Below are 23,278 nucleotides of genomic sequence, written 5' to 3' on the forward strand. Positions count from 1 at the left end.
CTGGTGAAGGGGAGCAGTCGGCTATCTGCAGTCCCCGCTATTTCTCGGTTCCCAACGCGATCCGGTGCCGCACCTGCGTGGCTTCATGGCGCGCATCTCGTCGCCCCGCTCTGATATCGCCGAGAAAACGCGCCTAGATCGGGGCAATCCTTGCCGATAGGTCTGGACTAAGCTAGACTAAGTCCGTCAGGGAGAAAAGCCATGCAGACAGTGAACATCCATGAGGCCAAGACGCACCTTTCCCGCCTCATCGAAGAGGTGGTGGAAGGCCAAGAGGTCGTGATTGCGAAGGCGGGCAAGCCTGTGGTCCGGATGGTGCCGTACGTCCAGTCAAAGAGCCCACGGCGCCTCGGCGGGCTGAAGGGCAAGATCCGCACGACAGACGACTTCGACGCCCCGCTTCCGGATGAATTGCTGGCAGCATTCGAAGGAAGGTAATGCGCATCCTTCTCGATACCCATGTTTTCATCTGGGCGGTCACGAATGACCCGAAGTTGAGCAAGACCGCGGAGCGACTGATCCTGGATGCCGAGGAGGTCTTCATCAGTGCAGCCAGCATCTGGGAGATCTCCATCAAGGCGGGCCTCGACAAGATCGAGGTCGATGTCGACGAACTCATCGCTGAAATTGCCGCCGCAGGCTTTCGCGAGCTTCCTGTGACGAACTCGCATGCAGCCGCAGTGCGTCATCTGCCAACCCACCATCGAGATCCATTTGATCGGCTGCTGATCGCCCAGGCAATCATCGAACCATTGCGACTGCTATCGGCAGACGAACACGTCTGGAAGTATTCCGACCTCGTCATTCGGATTTAAGGTCCACAGAAACTCCGGCAGTGACGGCATGTAAGCGGACATGTTTCCCGGCCCACTACTCTGGCCGACTACGCCTGGCAGCCGGGGGCGGCCCGATTCGACCGCTCCTCCAGCTCGGCCAGTTTCTTGAAAATACGACACCTACTCATGGAACAGCTCCCGCGTCCAAATTCAGACGGCGCGGGCGGGCAGCAACCGCGCCACGGCCAGCGCCACCCGCATCGCCGCCGCCGATGATCTTCCGACGCCACCGCCTGGCTCGCGCGCTACGCGAGCAGGTCCAAGGACAGTGGCTTGCCGAGCTGCAGGACCGCCCACAGAATCAGTTGCTCGACCTCGCGCCGGTAGGCGGTCGGGGTCGCCGCGCTGTCGGCATACGAGCGCTTTCTGTCCGACCCGCAACCGACCGCGCGCTGGAGGCTTGCCGGCGGCCTGACCACGACCGAGCGCTTTTCGCACGACGCTTAACTCTGATATTTTGAAGCCTTAGTTGGCTTCCATGGGGATATGCCCGGGTACGGATTGACGCCGACAAACTATGGTTCAAGGTAGTCACGGTCTTCTGACGAAATCGGGCACGCGCTCGTCGCGGTGCCCGAGACGCGAGAGGTGAAGCATGGCTACCATTCACCCACGGCATTTCTCCACCCCCATGGAACTCCGGGTGCGAGATGTCACGCTTTCTGTGAGCGACGATTTCCAGACCCAGCGGGACAAGCTCGCGCGCATCATGCTGGACGCGATGTACCAGTTCGTGGGCCTGCTGGATGCGCACGGCACGATGCTCGAAATCAACCGTGCCGCGCTAGAGGCGATTGGCATACGGATGGACGACATTCGAGGCAAGCCGTTCTGGGAGGCCCGCTGGTGGGTGGGCTCGCCAGAGACCCAGGTGTTGCTGCGAGAAATGATCCAACGCGCAAGCCAGGGCGAATTTGTCCGGTGCGACTTCGAAAACTATGTCCAGGCCAAGGGCGAGGGCAAGGAGACGATCATTGTCGACTTCTCGCTGCTGCCGATCAGGGATTCGAACGGAAACGTTGTATTCCTGCTCCCGGAAGGGCGCAACATCACCGAGAAGAAGCGCGCAGAAGCCGCGCTGGCACGGAAGAACGAGGAACTGCAGGCAAGCTGGGAATTGATCCGCCGCCAGCACGACGAGCTCCAGAGCCTCTACGACAGGCTTCTGGCCGAGCAGGCATTGTCGGAGCGGCTGCTGCTCAATCTGCTGCCCTGCTCGATCGCTGAACGGCTGAAAACGCGTCCTGATCTTGTCGCCAGCGGCGATCCGGAACTCATCGCCGACAGCTTTCCGGACGTGACGGTCCTCTTCGCGGACATCGTGGCCTTCACGCGGTTTTCAGCGGGCATGAGCCCCGAGCAGCTGGTGGCCGTCCTCAATGAGATCTTCACCGAGTTTGACACCGTTGCCGACCTCCGCGGCCTCGAGAAGATCAAAACCATCGGTGACGCCTACATGGCGGCCGCGGGGCTGCCGGAGCCGGCACCTGATCACGCGGTGCGGGCAGCGCAGATGGCGTTGGACATGACCGAGGCCTTCATGCACTTTAACCAACGCACCGGCTTCAACCTGCAGCTGCGCATTGGCATCCATAGCGGACCAGTGGTCGCCGGTGTCATCGGCAAGCGCAAGTTCATCTACGACTTGTGGGGTGCCGCGGTCAACATCGCGAGCCGGATGGAGTCCCACGGCGTGGCCGGACGGGTGCAGGTCACCGACGCGACCAGGCGCCTGCTGGGCGAGTCGTTCCTGTTCGAAGAGCGCGGCGCGATCGAGGCGAAAGGGATCGGCACGCTGCAAACCTGGTTCCTGACGGGCCGCAACCCTGCTTGCCGGGCTGGGGGCAATGGCCACGTGACGTAAGGCGAAAGGCAAGATAGCCCTCACTCCAGAGGGCTATCTTGCTGTCGAGTCGCCCTGAACCGTCGATCAGCCAGCGAAATTCGTGCCCGCGAAGTCCCAGGATTTTCTGGTTATTGGGGTGGCTTTTACCTTGGTGCAATATGCGACGGTTCGCCAACCCAAGCGCTGCGGGCACGCCTTGTCACTCCAGGTCGACGATGATCGTTCCGTATGGTGACCGCGTGCGATCGCCCAGTCATCGATACCGACGAACCGCGACTGTGGTTTGCGCTTGCGATACTGCACCGCACCATCGAGTTACACTTCAGCCCATGCACCGGATGGGAGGGAAGCGTTGGGCCTTACCGCCACTTGCCTCCTTTTATCCCGGGACTGACTTGCATGTATTGCATAGGACATTTGGAATCCCTAGCCTAAGACGAAGAGACACAGAAACATGAGCGCCGACAAACAATTGCAGTTCACCGTGGAGCGTCACCCCAACCCCACACCGGCCGACAAGATCGCGGCCGCGCTGGTCGACCCTACCTTCGGACGCGTGTTCACCGACCACATGGTCACAATCCGCTGGACCGAGGGGCGCGGCTGGCATGACGCCAAGGTGGAAGCGCGCCGTCCATTCCAGATCGACCCGGCCTGCGCCGTCCTGCACTATGCGCAGGAAATCTTCGAAGGCATGAAGGCCTATCGCGGCGCTGATGGCAAGATCTCGCTGTTCCGCCCGCAGGAGAACGCCAAGCGCTTCCGCGCCTCCGCCGCCCGCATGTCAATGGCCGACCTGCCGGAAGCCGATTTCCTCCGCGCCGTCGAAGCGCTGGTAGACATCGACCGCGACTGGATCCCGGGCGGCGACGGCAGCCTGTACCTGCGCCCGTTTATGTTTGCTACGGAGACCTTCCTCGGCGTGCGCGCCGCGGCCGAGTATGTGTTCTGCGTGATCGCCTGCCCGGTCGGCCCGTACTTCAAGGGCGGCAAGTCGGCGGTCACGGTGTGGGTGTCGGACCAGTACACGCGTGCTGCGCCTGGCGGCACCGGGGCAGCGAAGTGCGGCGGCAACTATGCGGCCAGCCTGATCGCGCAGACGGAGGCATCGCAGAAAGGCTGCGACCAGGTGGTCTTCCTTGACGCCGCTGAACACCGCTGGATCGAGGAACTCGGCGGCATGAACGTGTTCTTCGTCATGGAGGACGGCTCGCTGCTGACGCCGCCGCTGTCCGGCACGATCCTGCCCGGCATCACGCGCGCATCCATCATCGAACTGGCCCGCCGCGAAGGCATCAAGGTGTCGGAAACCCCGTACGCGTTCGACGCATGGCAGGCTGATGCCAACAGCGGCCGCGTCAAGGAAACGTTCGCCTGCGGCACCGCCGCCGTGGTGACTGCCATCGGCAACGTACGCCATGCCGGCGGTGAATTCACGATCGGCAACGGCGGCGAAGGCGAAGTCACCCGCCGCCTCCGTACGCTGCTGACCGGCATCCAGCGCGGCAAGGAGCCAGACACCCTCGGCTGGGTCCACTACGTCGCCTGAGCCCGGCGCCCTGCCCCGGGTTGACCGGGTCAGGGCCGTGACAGCGCCTGTCAGGCGTGGTCTTGCTGGTGTCCTCAACAGCGAGGTGTTGCGATGAAGCGAAGCGCGCAGTGCCGACCGAGACCGCTCGGGAGCGCCTGCACACAGCACGCTGCCGCTGGGTGCTGCCCGTGCGCTATCTGGGCGGACTGCGGGCGTCGGAGCTGACCGCGACCACCATGGGGGCGTTCTCGGCGCGCGTCAAGGTAGATGTCGCCTCATTCATGCAGCCAAACGCTGGTTTTCGGCTCCTGGCTTGATACCACCGGTGGGCACGGCAATCTCGCGCTCCGGATTGAGCGTGACCGTGTCGATTGGCGACCAGTCGCGCGTGTGTCGTGACCAGCGACGCGGGTTGCAGTCACGAGCCTGAACATAGAGCGCGTGGCGCGCGGCCAGAATCTTGTTGTCCTCTCCGGCATGGCGCTGTGCCGGGCTCACGTAGCGGATGCCGCTGTGCCGGTGCTCATGGTTGTACCAGTGGACGAAGTGGGCCGCCCACGTACGTGCCGTGACCAGATCGGCAAAGCCTGTAGACGGGAACTCCGGCCGGTACTTGGCCGTGCGGAACAGGCTTTCCACGAAGGCGTTATCGTCGCTCACCCGCGGACGCGAGTACGAGGGCTTGACGCCCAGCCAGTGCAACATCGCCAACACCGTGGTGGCCTTGAGCGTGGCGCCGTTGTCACCGTGCAGCACCGGCTTGGCCGCCATGGCGTGAATGCCCTCGGCCAGCGCTGTGCGTTTGACCAGATGCGCCGCGTGGTCGGCGTCGTCGCGGTCGTGGACCTCGAAGCCCACGATTTTGCGGCTGTACACGTCCAGGATGAGGTACAGATAAAACCAGCGCCCGGCGACCTCGGCCGGCAAATACGTCATGTCCCAGCACCACAGTTGGCGCGGCCCCGTGGCCACGTGCGTGGTGGGCGGACGGCGCTGGCGCGGCGCCTTAGCGCGTCCTCGATGCCGGGTCTGCCCATGGGCGCGCAGCACCCGACCGAAGCTCGATTCGCTGGCCAGGTAGACACCCTCGTCGGCCAGCATCGGTACGATGCGCGCCGGCGGCATGTCGGCGAAGCGCGGCTCGTTGGCAACGGCCAGAATGCGTTCGCGCTCCTCAATGCTCAGCGCATGCGCGGGCGTGGGCCGTTCGGCCCCGGGGCGGCGGTCGCCGACCACCAGGCCATCGTGGGCCTTCCAGCGTTGCAGAGTGCGCACGGTTATGCCAGCTACCTCGCACGCCAGGCGCAGGCGAGCGCCGCCTGCATGCGCGGTTTCGATATGGCGGACCATCGTGTGGCGATCTTCCAGGCCGATCATGCGTCCTCGTCCTTGTCCTTCGGGAAGATGCCCTCTAGCTTTTTTGAGAGTATCAGCAGGGCGGCGGCTTCAGCCAGCGCCTTCTCCTTGCGGCGCAGCTCGCGTTCGAGTTCCTTGATGCGGCGCCGATCGGCCTTCGTCTCGCGAGGGGTGGCGCGCGCATCCTCGGGCTCCGCCAGCGCCTGCGTGGCGGCAGCACGCCACTGCTCCAACTCCTGCGGATACACACCGTTCTCACGGCACCAGGCGTTCTTGCTGGCCTCGTCCATCGCAGCCGTCGCCAGCACCGCCTCAAACCTGGCCGCCGCTGTCCATGCCCGCTCGCGAGCGGGCATGGACATAGCGTCCGCACGCCAGCGCTCCAGCGTGGCCACTGCCACACCCAGTTCCCTTGCAACCACTTCCACCGCCGCACTCTCCGGCGGTAACAACCGCGCTACCGCCCGGTCCTTGAAATCCTTCCCGTAACGAGCCACTTCTCTCTCTCATCGCCCCCAGGGTTCAAATTCTATAGGGGCGACATCTATTCTGCCGCGGGGGGTTCTTCTGCCGGCGCGATGCTCAGGATGTCGTGCGCTGGCGGCTGGAGGTGACCGGCAAGGGCAACAATCAACCAACGCGACATCACGTTATACGCATGCTATTTCCTTAGGCATGCATGACTGACAGCCATTACCGACGCCAATAGAATCATCGGAACCGATATCCGATCTGGTAAAAAATACGCGACGACTAGGCTTGCCGTGAAAATAATGGGGACCGCCATGTTCCTGGTCTTCATTGACTCGCATCCTTTTCTACGGAAAACTCGATACGCAAGTAAAACCACCATGTCAGGGGGGGGCGCGGATGTTCATACTTCGAAGCGCCAACACCTGTAAGTCTGGCGCCAAGAGCTTGTATCGAAAACACGCGCAGCAGTTGCCCCGGGGTGCGGGAAAAACCGCTAACGATCTTGCTCGTGGGCTCGTGCTACAAGGTAGCGCCCATCACCAAAGACGAGTGGCCTGTGCTCGGACCGTTCCAGGCGGATAACTCGACCGATATAAATGACATGATCGCCTTCACGATGGGCGGAAACCTTCACGCATTCCAAGTTTGCAGCGCATGAACCAATGATGGGAATACCTCCCAAACCAGATCGAAAGGTAATATTTCGAAACTTGTCGTCGCTGGCGGTCGAGAACTGTCTGGATATCTGAATTTGATTTTCTGACAGGATATTTACAGCGAATCGCTCGGCATCCCGAAACGCGGTGTAGCTTTTCGATGAAAGCGACTGACTCCACAGAATCAAGGGTGGATTCAGCGAGACAGAACTGAAGGAGTTGACTGTCATTCCACACCTCCTTCCGGTGGCGTCCAACGTGGTCATCACGGTCACCCCGGTGGGAAAAGCACCCAACGCCTTGCGGAAAGCCAGGCCATCGATCTGTTCCATGATGTTTCCTTTCACCCAACGGTGTGCCAAGCTGACGACATGAAGATGTCAACTGTCCTGACGGACGTACTGCCCTCGGCCATCCCTGCCGTACCAGTTCCGGGGGCTCCGAACCGAGCGTCGGCCGCAGGGCGTGTCACTAGTACATCAAATTTTTCAGCTTGGGAGATAGAACCGGTGCGTCGATACCTTGGGACATTCGCGCCAAGGCTGGATTCTGGCAACCCGGCTTACTCGGGAGTGTTAAGCACATGCGTATGCAGGCGCCGGAGATCGCATTCGCGTTCTGCCCCGAAGTACCGCCACGAGGCCAGCCCGCACGTCACTCGACCGCAATCGTCGTGACCGGCGTCCAGTGGCCTCCCCTGACCTGGTACAGGGTCGATGTGGGATTCTTCAGGTCGCCATTGGCATCGAAGGCGATCTTCCCGGTCACCCCCTCGTATTGCGTTGCGCGCAGCGCCGGCGTGAATTCGGCAGGCTTCGCGGAGCCGGCCTGTTTCATCGCGTTGATGGCCACCCACGCGGCGTCGTAGGCGAACGGCGCATAGCTGAGGCTGTCGCTGCCGAAGCGCTTCCGGAACTTCTGCATGAAAGCCTTGCCTTGCGGCAGACTGTCGATCGGGCGCCCATATTCCCATGCCATCGCGCCTTCCGCAGCGGGCCCGGCAATGCTCAGGAAGATGCTGTCGGCGATACCGCCGCTGCCGACGAACTGGGTGCGCATGCCCAGCTCGCGCATGCGTTTCGTGATGAGCGCCGCCTGGTTGTCCAGTCCGGCGAAGAACAGCAGGCCGGCGTTGGCGGCCCGGATGTTCGTGAGCTGCGCGCTGAACTCGACCGACTTGTCGTTGGTATATTCCGCTATCGCGATCTCGCCGCCCGCCGCGGCGACGGCCTTCCTGAACTCGTCCACCGCCCCCTGGCCGAACGCGGTCCGGTCATCCATCACGGCAATGCGCTGCGCCTTCATTACCGTGACTGCGTACTTGCCTGCGTTGCCGGAGTTTTGCGCATCGGTCGGAATGATGCGGAAAACGGTCTTCAGGCCTTGCTGCGTAATGGCCGGGTTGGTAGCCGCCGGATGGATTACCGGGATACCTGCCCGGGCGAAAATCGGCGCGGCCGGAAGCGCGACGCCTGAGTTGTAGTAGCCGACAACCACGGCCACCCCGTCATCGACCAGCTTCTGGGCCACCTGAACGCCGATGCGCGGATCGCTCTGGTCGTCCGCCGGAGCAAGTTCGAAACGGGCATCCTGACCATCCAGCCGGATACGCTGCGCATTGGCTTCCTCTACGGCGAGGCGAACACCGTTCTCCATGTCCTTGCCATTGGCGGCATTGAGCCCGGTAAGTGGCGTGGACACGCCGATCCTGACGACCTGTTTCCGATCGGCCCCATGGGACTGGGTGCAAGCGAAGGACAGCAGTATGACGTTCAGGCTCGCAACGAGCAGCCTTCCGGCAAGATTGGTCATTGAATCCTCTCCGCGACCAAAATGAGTCGACGGGATGCCATTTACAGCCGGCCTAATTCCCTGCCATTGATTCTAATGGCACAGCCATGCAAGCGATCGTGGCGTCGCATGTCGAAAAAGACACTTTCACACACAGATGCACGCATTTCCAAGCGCCGGCGCGGTGCTGACCACTCACCCTGGCTGCCGGCGTTCGTGGCTGGGCGCATGGCCGAACTGCGCACGGTATGCCTTGCTGAAATGGCACGGCGACTGGAATCCGCAGACCGCCGTCACCTGCGCGATCGACGCGCTGGTCGTGCGCAGCATATCGCGCGCCCGCTTCAGGCGCAGGGTCAGGTAGTAGTGGGTCGGCGACACGTTCAGATAAAACTTGAACATGCGCTGCAGATGGCGCTGCGACAGCCGCACCAGCCGCGCCAGTTCATCGAGTGACAGGGGTTCCTCGATGTTCGCCTCCATCAGCCGCACCACCTCGACCAGCTCCGCCCGCGACAGCCCGACCCGCGCGTTGACCGGGATCGGCTGCGCATCGGTCGCGCTGCGAATACGCTCCAGTATGAACTGTTCGGAGACCTGCGCCGCAAGTTGCCGGCCGAAGCGCAAGCCGACGAGATGCAGCATCATGTCGATGGGTGCCGTGCCACCCGTGCAAGTGAGCCGGTCGCGGTCGATGACGAACAGCTCGTCGGCGAAATGCACCAGCGGAAACTCCTCGTGCAGCGTCGACCGGCTTTCCCAATGCACGGCGCAGCGGTATCCGTCAAGCAGCTTGCTCGACATCAGTGCGTAGGCGCCTGTGCAGATGCTGCCGAGCGGTATGGCCTGCGCGGCCAGCTTCGCCAGCATGGCGCGCGTGCCTTCGTCGACGGTATCGCGGATTCGAATGCCTCCGCAAACGATCATGACATCCGGCAGTGCCGAGTGGTCGAGCGCGCGCGTCGGCCGTACCACGATGCCGTTGCTCGCATGCACCGGATCGCCGTCGGTCGAATAGATCGACCACGTGTAATGATCGGCACGCCCGAGGTAGTTGGCCATGCGTAGCACTTCGACCGCGCTCGAGAACGCGATCATCGAGAAGTCAGGCAATGTCAGGAAGCCGAAATGCGAGAGTGGCCCTAATGGGCCGGGTAAGCCGGGTAAGCCGGGTGCGCCGGGTGGCCCGAGGGGCGCGGTGGCCGGCATCGATGGGAAAGCGCTGTCGGTTGGCACGGCTGCAACGGCCCTCGGATCAATTTCCTGGCGGCGGCTGGCGCTGGATCAGGCTTGCGCCGTGCTGGCTTTGGCGCCGAACAGCTGCCTGAGCCCGGCGAACAGCGGCGCCTTCGCGTCACCAGGCGCGCGGCCGAAGCTCTCGGTGATGCGGTCCAGTACGATCGCCAGCAGCACGACCGAGAGCCCGCTTTCGAAGCCCAGGCCGATATCCAGCCGCTGGATGCTCGCGAGCACCTCGTTGCCCAGGCCGCCGGCCCCGACCATCGATGCGATGATGACCATCGACAGCGCCATCATGATGGTCTGGTTCACGCCCTGCATGATCGACGGCAGCGCGTTCGGGAACTGCACCTTGTATAGCAGTTGCCACGGCGTGCAGCCGAAGGCATGGCCCGCTTCGACGATCTCCATGTTCACCTGGCGGATGCCAAGGCTGGTCAGCCGTACCGCGGGCGGCATCGCGAAGATCACCGTCGCCAGGATGCCCGGCACGCGCCCGAGGCCGAACAGCATCGCGGCGGGAATCAGGTAGACGAATGCGGGCATGGTCTGCATCAGGTCAAGGACCGGGCGCACGGTGGCGGCCACTACCCTGCTCTTCGCCGCCCAGATGCCGAGCGGAACGCCAAGCAGCAGGCTGATGATGGTGGACGACAGCGTGAGGCCCAGCGTGATGATGGTCTGATCCCAGAATCCGGTCGCGAAAATCACGAACAGCGACGCGGCCGCGAACAGAGCGAAGCGCCAGCCGACGCGCCAGAGGCCGATGCCGATGAAGATGGCCATCATCAGCCACATCGGCACGGCCTGCAGGCCGCGCTCGATCCATTCAGCGAGGCCCCCTATCGCGCGGCCGATGGCGTCGAACGTTGCCGCATCGTGATCGAGGAGGTAGTGGACGGACTGGTCGACCCAGCGGCCGAGTGGGAGTAGTTCAGACATGGTTGCCTCGCGAGTGCGTGATTGCTTTCAGGATGACGGCGCGGCTGACCGAGCCGCAATAGCAGCCGTCGTCATCGACGACCGGCAGGGCATTGGGATTCGCGACGACGCGCTCGACAACGTGGTCGAGCGAGGCGTTGCGCCGGATGCTCTCTACGGGACGCACGCTTTGCGTCGCGTCGCGCGTGACGAAGCCACGGAGCTTGCGTTGCGCATCGAGCACGAAGGCATAGTCTTCGCTGCCGTTCAGCGTCGCGGCAATGTTGGCCGCATCGAGCCGTGACAGGGTCGGCACCGCATTGGTCTGCATCAGATCGCCGGCGGTCAGGTAGCGACTTGTGTCGATGCCGTCGAAGAACTTGCGGACGTAGTTGTCGGCCGGGTTAGCAATGATCTCCTGCGGCGTGCCAACCTGAACGAGCCGTCCGCCCTCCATGATCGCGATCCGGCTGCCGATGCGCAGCGCCTCTTCCAGGTCGTGCGATACGAACATGATGGTGCGCCGGTGCTCCTTCTGCAGCTGAAGCAGCACGTTCTGCATTTCCTTGCGCTTGAGCGGGTCCAGCGCGGAGAAGGCCTCGTCCATGATCATCAGCGACGGATTGACCGCCAACGCACGCGCCAGGCCCACGCGCTGCTGCATGCCGCCCGATAGCTCGCGCGGCAGCTTCTGCGCGAATGTCGCGAGGCCGACCTGCTCCAGCACGTCCATGGCACGGCGCTCGCGCTCCTTCCTGCCAACTCCCGCCACCTCCAGCCCGAACGCGGCATTTGACAGCACGGTGCGCTGCGGCATCAACGCGAACGACTGGAACACCATGCTCATGTCCTTGCGGCGCAGCGCGATCAGCTCGCCGCGGCTCACTGCGGCCACGTCGCGGCCGCCGATCAGGACCTTGCCGGCGGTGGGCTCGACCAGCCGGTTCACCAGGCGGATCAACGTAGACTTCCCGGAGCCCGACAGGCCCATCAGCACAAATATTTCGCCTTCCTTCACTTCGAACGACACGTTGTGCACACCGACCACCTGGCCGGTGCGCCGGAACACATCATCCTTCGTCGAACCGGCGGCGAGCATGTCGAGCGCCTGTCTGGGATTGCTGCCAAAGACCTTGCACAGACCTTCGACCACGACCTTGGGACTATCCATTGAAACTTCTCCTGGTCCTGCGGGGACTCACTCGTCATATGGCATGCCAACGCTTTTTCCACTGGTCCGGGAAACGCTGGCGGCACGTTGCTACTTCCTCCCTGGAATGCCTGAGCAAACCTTGTCGTCGCACCGCAACCTGCATTGCGCGATTCCCTACATGGTTGCCAAGAAACGCCCTCCCCTGCCGACGAATTCCGACAAGCGCTTGCGGAAATACGACAAAGACAACCAGGCAAGGCGATTTTGACGCCGACTGTTCACAAACGACCCCGACGATCCGGCATGGGCGCCTCATGGGCGGGTCAGGCGCACCGCTCGGCGCGGCGGGCTGGTACCAGCATCGCGGCGTTTCGGTTCTATCCGGTGTCCGCGCGGCCTGATCTACTTGGCGCATGGCATGTGCGCGCACGATGCGTGCGCGGCCAGTCAACCAGAGAGGATTCGCATGAACGCGCTGTCTCCTTCACAGCAGCACATCCTGACGCTGTCGTGCCCGAGTGCCCCGGGGCAGGTGGCCGCCACGGTCGGCCTGCTCGAGCGCCATCGCTGCTACATCGATGAGCTGACCGTCTTCGACGACGACCTGAGCAACCGCTTCTTCCTGCGCTGCGTGTTCCATTCAACGGACGCGCAGGCGCTGGATGTCGCCAGGCTGCGGCAGGAATTCGCACCGATCGCGCAGAGCTACGGCATGCAATGGGCCGTTCACGATGCGCAGGCGCGCCCGAAAGTGCTGATCATGGTGTCCAGGCTCGAACACTGCCTGGCGGACCTGCTGTTCCGCTGGCGCATGGGCGAGCTGAAGATGGACATCGTTGGCATTGCCTCGAACCATGCCGACCTGGAGCCGATGGCGCGCCAGCATGACCTGCCGTTCCGGCACTTCCCGATCACGCCGCAGACCAAGGCCGAGCAGGAAGCGCGCTGGCTGGACCTGTTCGAGTCGAGCGGCGCCGAGCTGGTGATCCTCGCCCGGTACATGCAGGTGCTCTCCGCGGAGACCAGCGCGAAGCTCGCCAACCGCGCCATCAATATCCACCATTCATTCCTGCCCGGCTTCAAGGGCGCGAAGCCCTATCACCAGGCGCATGCACGGGGCGTCAAGCTGATCGGCGCGACCGCGCATTTCGTCACCGATGACCTCGACGAAGGGCCGATCATCGAGCAGGCCGTCGAGCGCGTCGATCATTCGTACCGGCCGGACCAGCTGCTGGCCGTCGGGCGCGACGTGGAATGCATCACGCTGGCGCGCGCGGTGAAGGCGTTCATCGAGCGCCGGGTGTTCCTGAACGGGGACCGGACGGTCGTACTCCACTAAGCAAAGCAACGCAGGCCACGATCGTTGTGCGATCGTGGCCTGCGTTTTTTGGTGGGTATATAAGTTCTGCGAAGTGGTGCGACCGAATTACTGCGTATTCTCGAGCCACCCGCTGACGCGGTCCCCGTGCGCGGCGATCCACGCGTCGGCAGCCGCATCCGGCTTGGTGCCATTCTGGATCGCCAGCATCACGCTATCGATCTCGCCCGGCTTCCACTGGAATTTCTTCAGGAAGGCCACTACCGGCTTCGCCTTGTTCTCCAGGCCCGGGTTCACGATGTTGTCGACATGCTCGGCGTCCCCGAAGACCTTCTTCGGGTCATCAAGAAAGCGCAGTTTCCACTTGGCGAACATCCAGTGGGGCGCCCAGCCGGTCACAACCACCGGCTTGTTCGCGTTCATTGAGCGCGCCAGTTCAACCGTCATCGCGCTGCCGGAACTGGGCATCAGCGAATAGCTGAGCCCGTAGCTCTTGATCGCCTCGGACGCCTTGCGCATCACGCCGGCGCCGGCATCGATGCCGACGATGCGGCCTTCGAACGACGCCTTCTGCGCGTTCAGTTCATCGATGCTTTTCGCACTGACCGATGCCGGCACGATCAGCCCGATCCTGGCCTCGGTGAAGTTTGGCCCCAGATTGACGACCTTGGTCTTGAACTGCTCCCAATAGGCGCCCTGCGTGACCGGCAGCCAGGCGGACAGCGTCGCGTCGAGGTCGCCGCGGGCGACGCCCTGCCACATGACGCCCGCCGCCACCGGCACGAGTTGCACCGGATACCCGAGCTTCTTCTCGATGATGCGTGCGGCGACGTTGGTGGTGGCGACACTGTCGTCCCAGCCTTCGACGTAGCCGATCTTCAGGGTTGGCTTGGTGTCCCCGAGCGCCAGCGCGCTCCATGTCAGCATGACCGACGCGGCGCCGGTGCAGAATAGTTTTCCGAGAAGTTTCATGTCTACCCTCCTGTAATCGGCGCCGAGGCGCTCCCTTTTCAAAGCAAACGCCGGTCGTCGTACGCGCCGGCCCTCACTTGTCGATCACGAGATCCGACAGCGGCTTGCTGCAGCACAGCAGCACCATGCCCTGGTCGATCTCGCGCTGGCGGATGCCGCCGTTGTGCTTCATGTCCACCTGGCCGCTGACAAGCCTGACCTTGCAGGTGCCGCACATGCCCTGCGTGCACGACGCAGGCAGCCGCACGCCGGACTGGCGCGCCGCGTCGAGCACGTGCTGCCCCGCATGGCAGGCAATCTCCCGGCCGCTCTTGGCGAAACTGATGCTGAACTGCGCGGTGTCCGCATGGCCGTTGGCCGCCGGCGCGCCGCCCTCGACCGCCTCGATCGCTTCGCCGGGGGCAGGCTCCGCGTTCAATGTCTCGAAGGAAAAGCTCTCCTCGTGGTAGCGCCTGCGATCGAAGCCGGCCTCGTCGAGCAGTCCGCGCACCGCCTTCATGTACGGCGCGGGCCCACACGTGAAGATCTCGCGCTCCATGAAGTCCGGCGCGACCAGCTTCAGCAGCGGCAGCGACAGGAACCCCGTGACGCCCGACCAGTTGGTGCGCGCGCCGACCCGTTCGCAGACGAACGCCGTGCGGAAGTTGCCCTGGTCAGAGGCGATCAGATCCAGCTCCCGTGCAAAGATGATGTCGTCAGGCGTGCGCGCGCTGTGCACGAACACGATGTCACGATCCTCGGCGAGATCATGGTGCGCGCGGCTCATCGACATCAGCGGCGTGATGCCCGAGCCGGCGGACAGGAACAGGTACTTGTGCGCCGGATGCCGCGCACACGTAAACTCGCCGCCCGGCCCCAGCATGCGGAGCGGCGTTCCCGGCTTCACGGTGTCGTGCAGCCAGTTCGACACCTTGCCATCGGGCACGCGCTTGACCGTGATCGAGACCGTGTGCGGCTGCGCTGGCGAAGAAGAGATCGTATAGCAGCGATTGATTGTCTCGCCGTCGATTTCGAGTTCCAGCGTGATGAACTGCCCCGGTTCGAACACAAAGGCGCGCCCCTGGGGTGAACGGAAAAAGAAGCTCTTCACGTCGTGCGTTTCCTGCCGCACGTGGCAGCATATGAGCGTTTCCTCCACGTCGCTCGTCCAGCGCTCCGGAAGCGCGTTCCAGAACGCCGGGCGCGTCACCCGGCTATCTGCCGATTCGAAATGCACCGCATCGCGCATCATGTCAACCTCCGCTGCTTTGCGCTCAGGCGCCGATCTGCTCGGCGAGCCGGCGGATATACCAGGCCGAAAACTTCTCGACCAGGCCTTCCGTGAATGGCGAGTACGGGCCGGGCTCGTACGCGCTGCTCGCCGCGCCACGCTGCGAGTACTCGACCAGCGCGCGGTCCTGGTCATTGGTCGCGTTCCACACCGCCGTCAGGTTCTTCACGTCGTAGTCCACGCCCTCGCGCGCATCCTTGTGCACCAGCCATTTCGTTCGCACCAGGGTCTCGCCAGCCGACAGCGGGATCACCGAGAACGTGACGATGTGGTCGCTCATGAAGTGATGCCACGAATTCGGCTGCGTCCAGAAGGAAAGTCCGCCGAGGTCGGCCTGCTCGAAGTTGCCCAGCAGCTTCTTCGAGGCCACCTTGGCATCGAGCGTCTGCGACTCGCCGCTGCGGTCCAGCGGCAGGCGCTGGGTGCGGAAGCCGGTCGTCTCCAGCAGCCGCTCGATCTCGGCCGACGGCAGCTTCATGGCTTCCCATTGCGCAGCGCGCTCCTCGCAGGTGCGCTCGAACGACTCCATGCCATCGGCGTTGGCGGGCGAGCGCTGGTAGCCAAAGCCGTACTCGTACAGCGAGATCGTCAGCTCCGGATGGTTCGCCACGCAGTGGTAGCACTCGCGGTTGTTCTCCATCGTGAGCTTCCAGTTGCCCTGTTCGATGATGTCGACCTGTGCTGCGACCTTGGTGTTCGGCAGGTCGTGCGGCAACAGGTACGGCTCCATCGCGGTGCGCATCGGCGCGAAATCCGGCGCCTCCCTGGCCAGGCAGACGAAGATCAGCCCGGCAAGGTTCTCCACGTGGACCGACTTCAGGCTGTGCTTGCAGCGGTCGAACTTTTCGCCCATGTGCTCGGCAAACATCAGCTCGCCGCTGAGGTTATAGGTCCAGCTGTGATACGGACACACGATGTTGCCAACCGTGCCCTTGTCCTCATTGCAGAGCCGTGCGCCGCGATGGCGGCAAACGTTGTGGTACGCGCGGACCTGCATGTCGTCGTCGCGCACGATCAGGATCGAGTCCTGGCCAAGCTCGACCGTCACGTAGTCTCCCGGCTCCGGCACGTCGGGCTCGACCGCCACCTGGATCCAGTGCTGGCGGAAGATTGCCTCCATGTCGAGCGCGAAGATCTCGTCGCTCAGGTAAAAAGGCGCCTCGAGGCTGTGGCCCGCCTTGCGCCGTTCCACCAGCGCGCGAATGTCTGCCGATTCTTTCATCGTTTTGCTCCGGATTCCCTGCGTCCCTGGTTGTTTGCCGACCCGGCAATGTCAGTAGTCGATGAGTTGATGCTCGCGTAAATACGCGAGGATGACTTGTGCTTTTTCGACCGAAGTCCCACCGTTTACGACGCTGCCGCCGCGGCTCTCGGTGGTCGTCGCCGACAGCATCCGGGCGTGGCCCGAGCGCTTTTCGGCCGCCGCCAGCCTGACCGGCTTGCGCTCGACGGCACCGAGCACCCATGCCGCGGCGTCGTGGTACGTGCTGCGCACAGCCGGTGCAGTGCGGATCGCTCCCCCGCGCAAGCGCGCGTAGGCATAGCGCGGGTTCGCGTTGGCAAGGGGATGCACCGCAACCACCGCGGGCAGCGCCGCATCGACGCGCCGGCGCAGCCCCTTGGGCAGGAACTGCCGCACGGCGACGCGTCCGCCGTCGATGTCGACGTCGACAGCAGCGCCGACCAGTGGGCGGCCCATTGCCGCGGCGAGCCGATACGGCAGCATGCCGGTGTCGTAAGCGCCCTCCGCGCGCGTTCCGGTCAGCACGAGGTCGCAGTTCTTCACATGCGCGGCGAGCACGTGTGCCGAGCATTCGGTGGGATCGCACCCCAGGACCTCGACTTCGCCAGCGCCGAGCGCCAGGTAGTCGGCGAGTGCGGGCTCGGCCGCATCGCCCGCATGCACCACGGCAAGCTGGGCACCGTGTTTTTCGGCAAGGCTGCGCCCGAGCTCCAGCGCGGCGGCGTCGTTGCGGCTGTAGCGCGGCGCGCCGCTGACCGGATGGCGGCCTACGGATACCAGCACTGCGATGCGTTTCACTTGTCGGGGGGCGTTCATGCTGCGACTCCTGCGAGTTCCCGGGGACGGGCCGTGGCCGGCTGGCCGCGCCCGGGGCGCGCCGCCTGCACGAGCTCCATCAGCGCGGCAATGGTCTCGTGCGCGTCGCCGACAATGGTCAGGTTCGCGCGCTTGGCGATCGGCGCGCTGCCGTCCACGTTGACGGCGATTACGTGGCGGCAGTCCTTGATGCCTTGCAAGTGCTGCACTGCGCCGGAGATCCCGAATGCGATGTAGACACTCGCCTCGACCGTCTTGCCGGTGGCGCCCACCTGCTTGTCGCGGGTGAAATGCCCGTTGTCCACGGCGACACGGCTGGCGGCAATGGCGGCGCCGAACGTGCCGGCCAGGCGCTCGAACGCGCCGATATCAGTCACGCCGTTGCCGGCCGCCACGATAAAGTCGGCCTCCTCGAGCGCGACCCGTGCGGCATCGATCTCCTCGATGCCGAGATCGCGGTACGGATGCGTGCTGCTCCCCTTGGCGCACAGGAAGTCGGGCGAAAGCCGCTCGCCCGCGCCGGTGAACGGCAGCTTCGCGTCGACCGCGCCCGGCGCCAGCAGGATCACGTCGGTCAACGCCCGGGTCGCGAACATACGCTTAGCGTGTGCATACGTGCCGACGTGATGCGCATCGATCTCCACTACATGCGTTGCAACGCTAGCCCCTGCTTCCGCCGCCGCTGCCGCGTACCGGCGGCCGAGATCGCCGTCGCCCGCCGCATTGTCCGGAATGAAGACATGCCTGGCCGACAGCGCCGTGGCGCATGCCTGCAGCGCCCGCAACTCTGCCTCGGGGGCGAACGTGCGGCGGTCGAACTCCGGCAGCGCGATCAGCTTGTCGGCGCCAAGTTCCGCCGCATCGTCCTTCAGCTCGCCGAACACCAGCAGCGCGACTTCGGTTTGCGCGTCCGCCAGCAGCGCCGCGGCGGCAACCGCCTGGCGTGCATGGTCGTCAAGCGCGCCGCGCTCGCTGTGCGCGGCAACCAGCATCACGTAGCGCGGGTCGCTCACCAGCCGCCGCGGCTTTGCCGCCGCTCCATGACCGTGCGCGGGCCAGTGCGCCGAGCCCGCATCAGCGCTGCCGGCCTCGCCGAGCGTGATGCGCCTGAGGCCCGCCGCCGTGATGACGAACGGCCGGCGCGGATCGATTCGTTTGATCGTGTCCATCAGTTCACTCCAGCGAAGCGGCAACCAGTTCAGCCACGTCGAGCACGTCCGGGCGCGGGCCAACGACGCCCTCTAGCATCGCGGTGCAGTTGGGACATCCGACCGCGACCACTTCGGCGCCAACCGCACGTGCATCGGCGATGCGGATATCGGGGATGCGCTGCTTGCCCGGGATGTCGGTCAGCGGTGCGCCACCACCGCCGCCGCAGCAGCGGCCGCGCATGCCGTGGCGCTCCATCTCGACCACCTGGATGCCGATGGACTTCAGCAACTTGCGCGGCGCCTCGGTCTCGCCGTTGTAGCGGCCGAGGTAGCACGGGTCGTGATAAGTGGTGCGCTTCTCGCGCAGCGCTGCCACCGCCTTGGGCGCAATCAGTCCGCCCGACGCCAGTTCGGCGAGATACGTGGTGTGATGTTTCACCGTCACGCGCAGGCCCAGCGCGCGGTATTCGTTGCGCAGGCTGTGCATCACGTGTGGGTCGGCCGTCACGATCTGCTTGAACGACAGCGCGTCGAGCGTGCCGATCAGGTGTTTGGCCAGTTGCTGGAAGGTAGCCTCGTCGCCGAGGCGGCGCGCGACATCGCCCGTGTCGGTTTCAACCTCGCCGAGCACAGCGTAGTCCACGCCGGCCTTGTTCAGCACCTTGGCCAGCGCGCGCAGCGTGCGCTGGTAGCGCATGTCGAAGCCACCTTCTCCGGCCACGACCAGCACGTCGACTGCCTTGCCCGGCCGCGCAACGGGTGCGTTCAGGTCCACCGACCAGTCATAGCGCGCCGCCTTGTCGTAGCCGCCCATGGTGCCCGTCTCGCGCAGGTTCGCCAGCACTTCGGCACCCTTGCCCGGCACGGAGCCATGCACCAGCGTCTGGTTGCGGCGCATGTCGACGATTGCATCGACGTGCTCGATCAGCATCGGGCATTCCTGCACGCAGGCGCGGCAGGTGGTGCACGACCACAGCGTCTGCGCCTCGATCAGGCCCGACACGATGGGCCCGTTGGGCCCGCCGCGGTGCCGGCCGACGGGGATCCCCGGCGTCGGGCTGCCGGCGTAGGCGGCATCGGTACCGCCCGCCATGCCGACGACCAGGTCCTGGATCAGCTTCTTGGGGTTGAGCGGCTGGCCGGAAGCGAATGCCGGGCACGCCGCTTCGCATTTGCCGCACTGGACGCATGCGTCGAAGCTCAGCAGCTGGTTCCAGCGGAACTCGACCGGTTTCGCGACACCGTATTCCTTATGCTCGATATCGGGCATCTTGAGCGCCGTGGGCGGCGTGGCGGTGCCGCTGCCGGTGTACGATTCGGGCGTCGCCGCGAACCGCTCCTGGCGCGGGTGGAAGGCGAGATGCAGCAGGCCCGCCATCGCATGCTTCATCGGCCCGCCCGTGGCCGCGCCGACCGTCATCGCGAACGCGCCGACGCCGATCAGCACCGCGCACAACACCGCGAGCGCGCCCGACATCACCTCGGGCGGCACCACCGTATAGAGCGCCAGGCCCAGCGCGAACGAGCCGAGCAGCCAGGGCAGCGTATTCCACGGACCCTTCGACAGGCGCGCCGGCACGTCCTTTGCCTTGCGGCGCCGCCACACGAACACCGCGCCGATCAGCATCGCGAGCGCCGCGACCAGGATGAGCTTGTCGAGCCACGGCGAGTAAATTGCGAGGCCGTAGTTGACGAACACCAGCGCCAGCGCTGCGATCGCGCCGCCCGCGGTGGCCACGTGCGTCCTGGCGATGTACGGATCGCGCGCGACCACATGGTGCAGGTCGACGAAATAGCGCTTGGGGATCGCGAACAGGTTGGCGATGCCGAGCGACCCGGCCGTGGCCGGCCGTCCGACTCGCCAGTACGACGCGCGCCGCAGCACCGCGAAGGCCAGGCCTGCCACCGACAGCCAGAGCAGGACGGTAATCAGCAAGGACGGATTCATGGTCAGAAATCCTTCACGAGCCGCAGCGAGTCGTAGATCGCGCCGTGGATGTTATGCATCGAGATGCAGTCGCCAACCCGGAACAGCAGGAAGCGGCCGTTACCCAGCGTCTCCGACAGGCACGGTTGCGGCTCGGCGGCGAACAGCTTGTGCACATCGACCTGGCCGCGGTTGACCGATTCCGGCTTGAGCTTCCAGTAGAGCGCGTCATTCGGCGTCGAGCCGTTCTCGATCACGACCTGGTCGACCGCGCGCTCCTCCAGCTCTTCCGTGTACTCGTTGCGCAGCACCGCGATCTTCTTGCCGTCTTCCTCGTAGACGCGGTCGAGCCAGTAGTTCGGCGTATGGATCACGCCCTGTGCATACAGGCGGCGATAGAAGATCGGGAAAGTCGTGCCGCCACAGTCGTCGGCGACCTTCACGTCCGGCGTGACAATCTCAACCTTGGCGCCGCGGCTTGCCAGGTAGTCGGCGACTCCCGCTCCTGCATGCGTGCTCACACCGTCGTAGACCAGCACGTTCTGCTTCGCTTCGACACGCCCGGACAACACTTCCCATGAACTGACGGCCAGCCCCTCGGCAACGCCCCACGCGGGGACCTGGTCGGAGAAGGCGCGGCCACCCGTGGCCAGCACGATGATGTCCGGCTTCTCGGCCATGATCATCTTCGCGTCGGCGTCCACGCCCAGGCGCCGGTCAACGCCAAGGCGCCTGGTCTCCATGTCGAACCAGCGCACGATGCCGGCCATCTGCTCGCGCTGCGGTGCCTTCGATGCGAGCATGATCTGCCCGCCCACCTCGGTGCTCTTCTCGAACAGCACCACGTCATGGCCGCGTGACCGCGCAACGCGCGCCGCTTCCAGGCCGGCCGGGCCCGCGCCAACCACGACGACCTTGCGCTTGGGACCGCGCGATTTCTCGATGACGTGCGGCATGGTCGCCTCGCGCGAGGTGGCCGCGTTCTGCACGCACAGCACGTCGAGGCCGTTGTACTGGCGGTCGATACAGTAGTTCGCGCCGACGCACTGCTTGATTTCGTCCTCGCGGCCATCGCGGATCTTGATGACCATGTGCGGGTCGGCCATCTGCGCGCGCGTCATGCCGACCAGGTCGACCATGCCGCTTGCCAGCAGCCGCTCCGCCTGGCCCGCGTCGCGGATGCTCTGCGCGTGCATTACCGGGATCCGGACCACCGACTTGATGCCCGCCGCCAGGTGCACGAACGGCTCTGGCGGCAGCGCCATCGGCGGCATGCAGTTGGCCAGCGTGTTGTGCGTGTCCGCGCCCGATCCGATCACGCCGAGGTAGTCGATCAGCCCCGACTCGGACATGGCCTGCGCGATCTCCTTGAGCTGCTGGTGGTCGAGCCCATCCTCGTGGAACTCGTCGCCGCACATGCGCAGGCCGACGCAGAAGTCCTTGCCGACCGCCTCGCGCACCGCCTGCAGCACCTCCACGCCGAAGCGCAGGCGGTTCTGCAGGCTGCCGCCCCACTCGTCGGTGCGGAAGTTGGTGCGCGGGCTCCAGAACTGGTCGATCAGGTGCTGGTGCGCGGCCGAAATCTCGATGCCGTCCATCCCCGCATCCTTGACGCGCTTGGCTGCCGTGGCGAAGTCGGCGATGATCCGGCGAATCTCTTCCACCTCGATGATCTTTGCGTTGCCGCGATGCACGGGTTCGCGCACGCCGGAGGGCGACATCAGGTGCGGCCAGTGCTCGCCGTGGAACGCCGAGCGGCGGCCCATATGGGTGGCCTGGATCATGATCTTCGCGCCGTGGCCGTGCATCGTCTCCGCCAGCCGGGAGAGGGGCTCGACGATCCTGTCCGTGGCAAGGTTCACCGACTTCCACCAGCCCTGGGGGCTGTCGACCGATACCGGGCTGGAGCCGCCGCAGATCGCCAGGCCGACACCGCCCTTCGCCTTTTCTTCGTAATAGCGGAGGTAGCGGTCGCCCGGCAGGCCGTCCGGTTCGGCATACACCTCGGCATGCGCTGTGCTGACGATCCGGTTGCGCAGCGTCAGCTGGTTGAGCTGCAAGGGTCTAAACAAGTGGGGATAGCGCATCGCAGGCGACCTCTGGCGTTCGTATGTCTTTCGTGTTGCGGATGAAATCTGGCTCAGCGCACGCTCAGTGGGCGATTGCCGACACCTCGAACACGCAATGCTCGTGGCCTTCGGCCGCGCACTGCGCTTCCTTCGACTGCGCGCGCGGCCCAGCCGTGCCGGCGGGTGCGGTATCGTTGACCCAGTCCATCGCGCCGGCGAACCAGCCGGCGAACATGTAGCAGAGCTTGCCTTCCTTGCCCGGCTGCGCAAGCACGAACGACGAGTGGTGCAGCGCGATGCGCGCATGCGCCGTCGCCGGATCGGCTTCGAGGAGAGAGAAAAGGCCCCAGCCGCGCTGCGACAGCCGCTTCAGGTAGTGCTCGTACACGGCCATGCCGCTGAGGCCGTGCAGTGGGGCCTCCTTGTCGCACCAGTGGTACGCGGACTTGTACCCTGCCTTGTAGAGAATCTCGGCGTACGCATCGGCGCCGAGCGTCTCTTCGACGGCAACGTGATTGTTCGTGAAGAAATGGCGCGGGACATACAGCATCGGCAGCGCGTCGGTAGTCCAGACGCCGGTGTCAGGGTTGACGTCGATCGGCAGTTGCGGTTGCATCGTGGTGGCTCCGTGAGGATAAATTCGCCGCTTGCGTCGTTGCGCAGGCGCGGCATTGCCCGCGTGCCCGCGCGGCGCGCGGGCACGTCCCGT

18 protein-coding genes and 1 pseudogene are annotated in these 23,278 nt (G+C 64.7%); 5 read left to right on the plus strand and 14 right to left on the minus strand.

Annotated features, from left to right (window positions below):
* The first annotated feature begins 201 nt into the window (after positions 1 to 201).
* The 4 genes from CTP10_RS36325 to CTP10_RS36340 all read left to right on the plus strand — a co-directional run bounded on the left by CTP10_RS36325 (position 202) and on the right by CTP10_RS36340 (position 4,231).
* The gene (locus CTP10_RS36325; protein ID WP_116322843.1) at positions 202 to 438 is read left to right on the plus strand and encodes a type II toxin-antitoxin system Phd/YefM family antitoxin; all 237 of its coding nucleotides are present in this window, start codon (positions 202 to 204) and stop codon (positions 436 to 438) included.
* Positions 438 to 815 (plus strand): type II toxin-antitoxin system VapC family toxin, encoded by a 378-nt coding sequence (locus CTP10_RS36330; protein WP_116322844.1) that lies wholly within the window; start codon positions 438 to 440, stop codon positions 813 to 815. Before CTP10_RS36325 ends, CTP10_RS36330 begins: the two co-directional genes overlap by 1 nt.
* A gap of 616 nt (positions 816 to 1,431) precedes the next feature.
* On the plus strand, positions 1,432 to 2,700 hold the full coding sequence (locus tag CTP10_RS36335; RefSeq protein ID WP_116322845.1) for an adenylate/guanylate cyclase domain-containing protein: 1,269 nt from the start codon (positions 1,432 to 1,434) through the stop codon (positions 2,698 to 2,700).
* A gap of 436 nt (positions 2,701 to 3,136) precedes the next feature.
* On the plus strand, positions 3,137 to 4,231 hold the full coding sequence (locus tag CTP10_RS36340) for a branched-chain amino acid aminotransferase (protein WP_116322846.1): 1,095 nt from the start codon (positions 3,137 to 3,139) through the stop codon (positions 4,229 to 4,231).
* A gap of 261 nt (positions 4,232 to 4,492) precedes the next feature.
* Here the strand turns inward: CTP10_RS36340 and CTP10_RS36345 are convergent.
* The 6 genes and pseudogenes from CTP10_RS36345 to CTP10_RS36370 all read right to left on the minus strand — a co-directional run.
* Positions 4,493 to 6,066 (minus strand): IS3 family transposase gene (locus CTP10_RS36345; RefSeq protein ID WP_271815432.1). Its coding sequence is split into 2 segments (ribosomal slippage): positions 4,493 to 5,637 and positions 5,637 to 6,066, totalling 1,575 coding nucleotides; the frame shifts between segments, so codons are not numbered across the junction.
* A gap of 470 nt (positions 6,067 to 6,536) precedes the next feature.
* Positions 6,537 to 7,031, minus strand: a complete 495-nt coding sequence (locus tag CTP10_RS36350) for a flavin reductase family protein (protein ID WP_116321502.1) — start codon at positions 7,029 to 7,031, stop codon at positions 6,537 to 6,539.
* Between the two features lie 322 nt (positions 7,032 to 7,353).
* On the minus strand, positions 7,354 to 8,511 hold the full coding sequence (locus tag CTP10_RS36355; RefSeq protein ID WP_116321503.1) for a branched-chain amino acid ABC transporter substrate-binding protein: 1,158 nt from the start codon (positions 8,509 to 8,511) through the stop codon (positions 7,354 to 7,356).
* Positions 8,512 to 8,685: 174 nt separating this feature from the next.
* Positions 8,686 to 9,588, minus strand: coding sequence for a GlxA family transcriptional regulator (locus CTP10_RS36360; protein ID WP_116321504.1), 903 nt, complete (start codon positions 9,586 to 9,588; stop codon positions 8,686 to 8,688).
* Between the two features lie 186 nt (positions 9,589 to 9,774).
* A complete protein-coding gene (choW, locus tag CTP10_RS36365; protein WP_116321505.1) occupies positions 9,775 to 10,671 on the minus strand; it encodes a choline ABC transporter permease subunit in 897 nt (298 codons plus the stop codon).
* Positions 10,664 to 11,859: pseudogene (locus CTP10_RS36370) on the minus strand (quaternary amine ABC transporter ATP-binding protein); the annotation flags it as partial. The pseudogene CTP10_RS36370 and the gene choW, both read right to left, overlap by 8 nt.
* A 410-nt stretch (positions 11,860 to 12,269) precedes the next feature.
* Here CTP10_RS36370 and purU point away from each other — a divergent pair.
* On the plus strand, positions 12,270 to 13,142 hold the full coding sequence (gene purU / locus CTP10_RS36375; RefSeq protein WP_116321507.1) for a formyltetrahydrofolate deformylase: 873 nt from the start codon (positions 12,270 to 12,272) through the stop codon (positions 13,140 to 13,142).
* An 87-nt stretch (positions 13,143 to 13,229) separates the two neighbouring features.
* Here purU and CTP10_RS36380 read toward each other — a convergent pair whose 3' ends face one another.
* The 8 genes from CTP10_RS36380 to CTP10_RS36415 form a co-directional block, all read right to left on the minus strand.
* Entirely contained in the window at positions 13,230 to 14,093 is an 864-nt protein-coding gene (locus CTP10_RS36380; RefSeq protein ID WP_116321508.1) for a glycine betaine ABC transporter substrate-binding protein, read from the minus strand.
* Between the two features lie 73 nt (positions 14,094 to 14,166).
* Positions 14,167 to 15,324, minus strand: a complete 1,158-nt coding sequence (locus tag CTP10_RS36385; protein WP_116321509.1) for a hybrid-cluster NAD(P)-dependent oxidoreductase — start codon at positions 15,322 to 15,324, stop codon at positions 14,167 to 14,169.
* A gap of 22 nt (positions 15,325 to 15,346) precedes the next feature.
* Positions 15,347 to 16,585 (minus strand): aromatic ring-hydroxylating oxygenase subunit alpha, encoded by a 1,239-nt coding sequence (locus CTP10_RS36390; RefSeq protein WP_116321510.1) that lies wholly within the window; start codon positions 16,583 to 16,585, stop codon positions 15,347 to 15,349.
* Between the two features lie 51 nt (positions 16,586 to 16,636).
* Positions 16,637 to 17,422: an electron transfer flavoprotein subunit beta/FixA family protein gene (locus tag CTP10_RS36395; protein WP_116321511.1), complete on the minus strand. Its 786-nt coding sequence runs from the start codon at positions 17,420 to 17,422 to the stop codon at positions 16,637 to 16,639.
* A complete protein-coding gene (locus CTP10_RS36400; RefSeq protein ID WP_116321512.1) occupies positions 17,419 to 18,591 on the minus strand; it encodes an electron transfer flavoprotein subunit alpha/FixB family protein in 1,173 nt (390 codons plus the stop codon). Before CTP10_RS36400 ends, CTP10_RS36395 begins: the two co-directional genes overlap by 4 nt.
* Before the next feature lie 4 nt (positions 18,592 to 18,595).
* Positions 18,596 to 20,521, minus strand: coding sequence for a (Fe-S)-binding protein (locus CTP10_RS36405; protein WP_116321513.1), 1,926 nt, complete (start codon positions 20,519 to 20,521; stop codon positions 18,596 to 18,598).
* 2 nt (positions 20,522 to 20,523) lie between these two features.
* Complete coding sequence (locus CTP10_RS36410; protein WP_116321514.1) at positions 20,524 to 22,587, minus strand: oxidoreductase; 2,064 nt, start codon at positions 22,585 to 22,587, stop codon at positions 20,524 to 20,526.
* 64 nt (positions 22,588 to 22,651) lie between these two features.
* Entirely contained in the window at positions 22,652 to 23,185 is a 534-nt protein-coding gene (locus tag CTP10_RS36415) for a DUF5943 domain-containing protein (RefSeq protein ID WP_116321515.1), read from the minus strand.
* Positions 23,186 to 23,278 lie beyond the last annotated feature (93 nt).

Origin of the sequence: Cupriavidus sp. P-10, from assembly GCF_003402535.2 — a bacterium.
In the GTDB taxonomy this organism is placed as follows: Bacteria; Pseudomonadota; Gammaproteobacteria; order Burkholderiales; family Burkholderiaceae; genus Cupriavidus.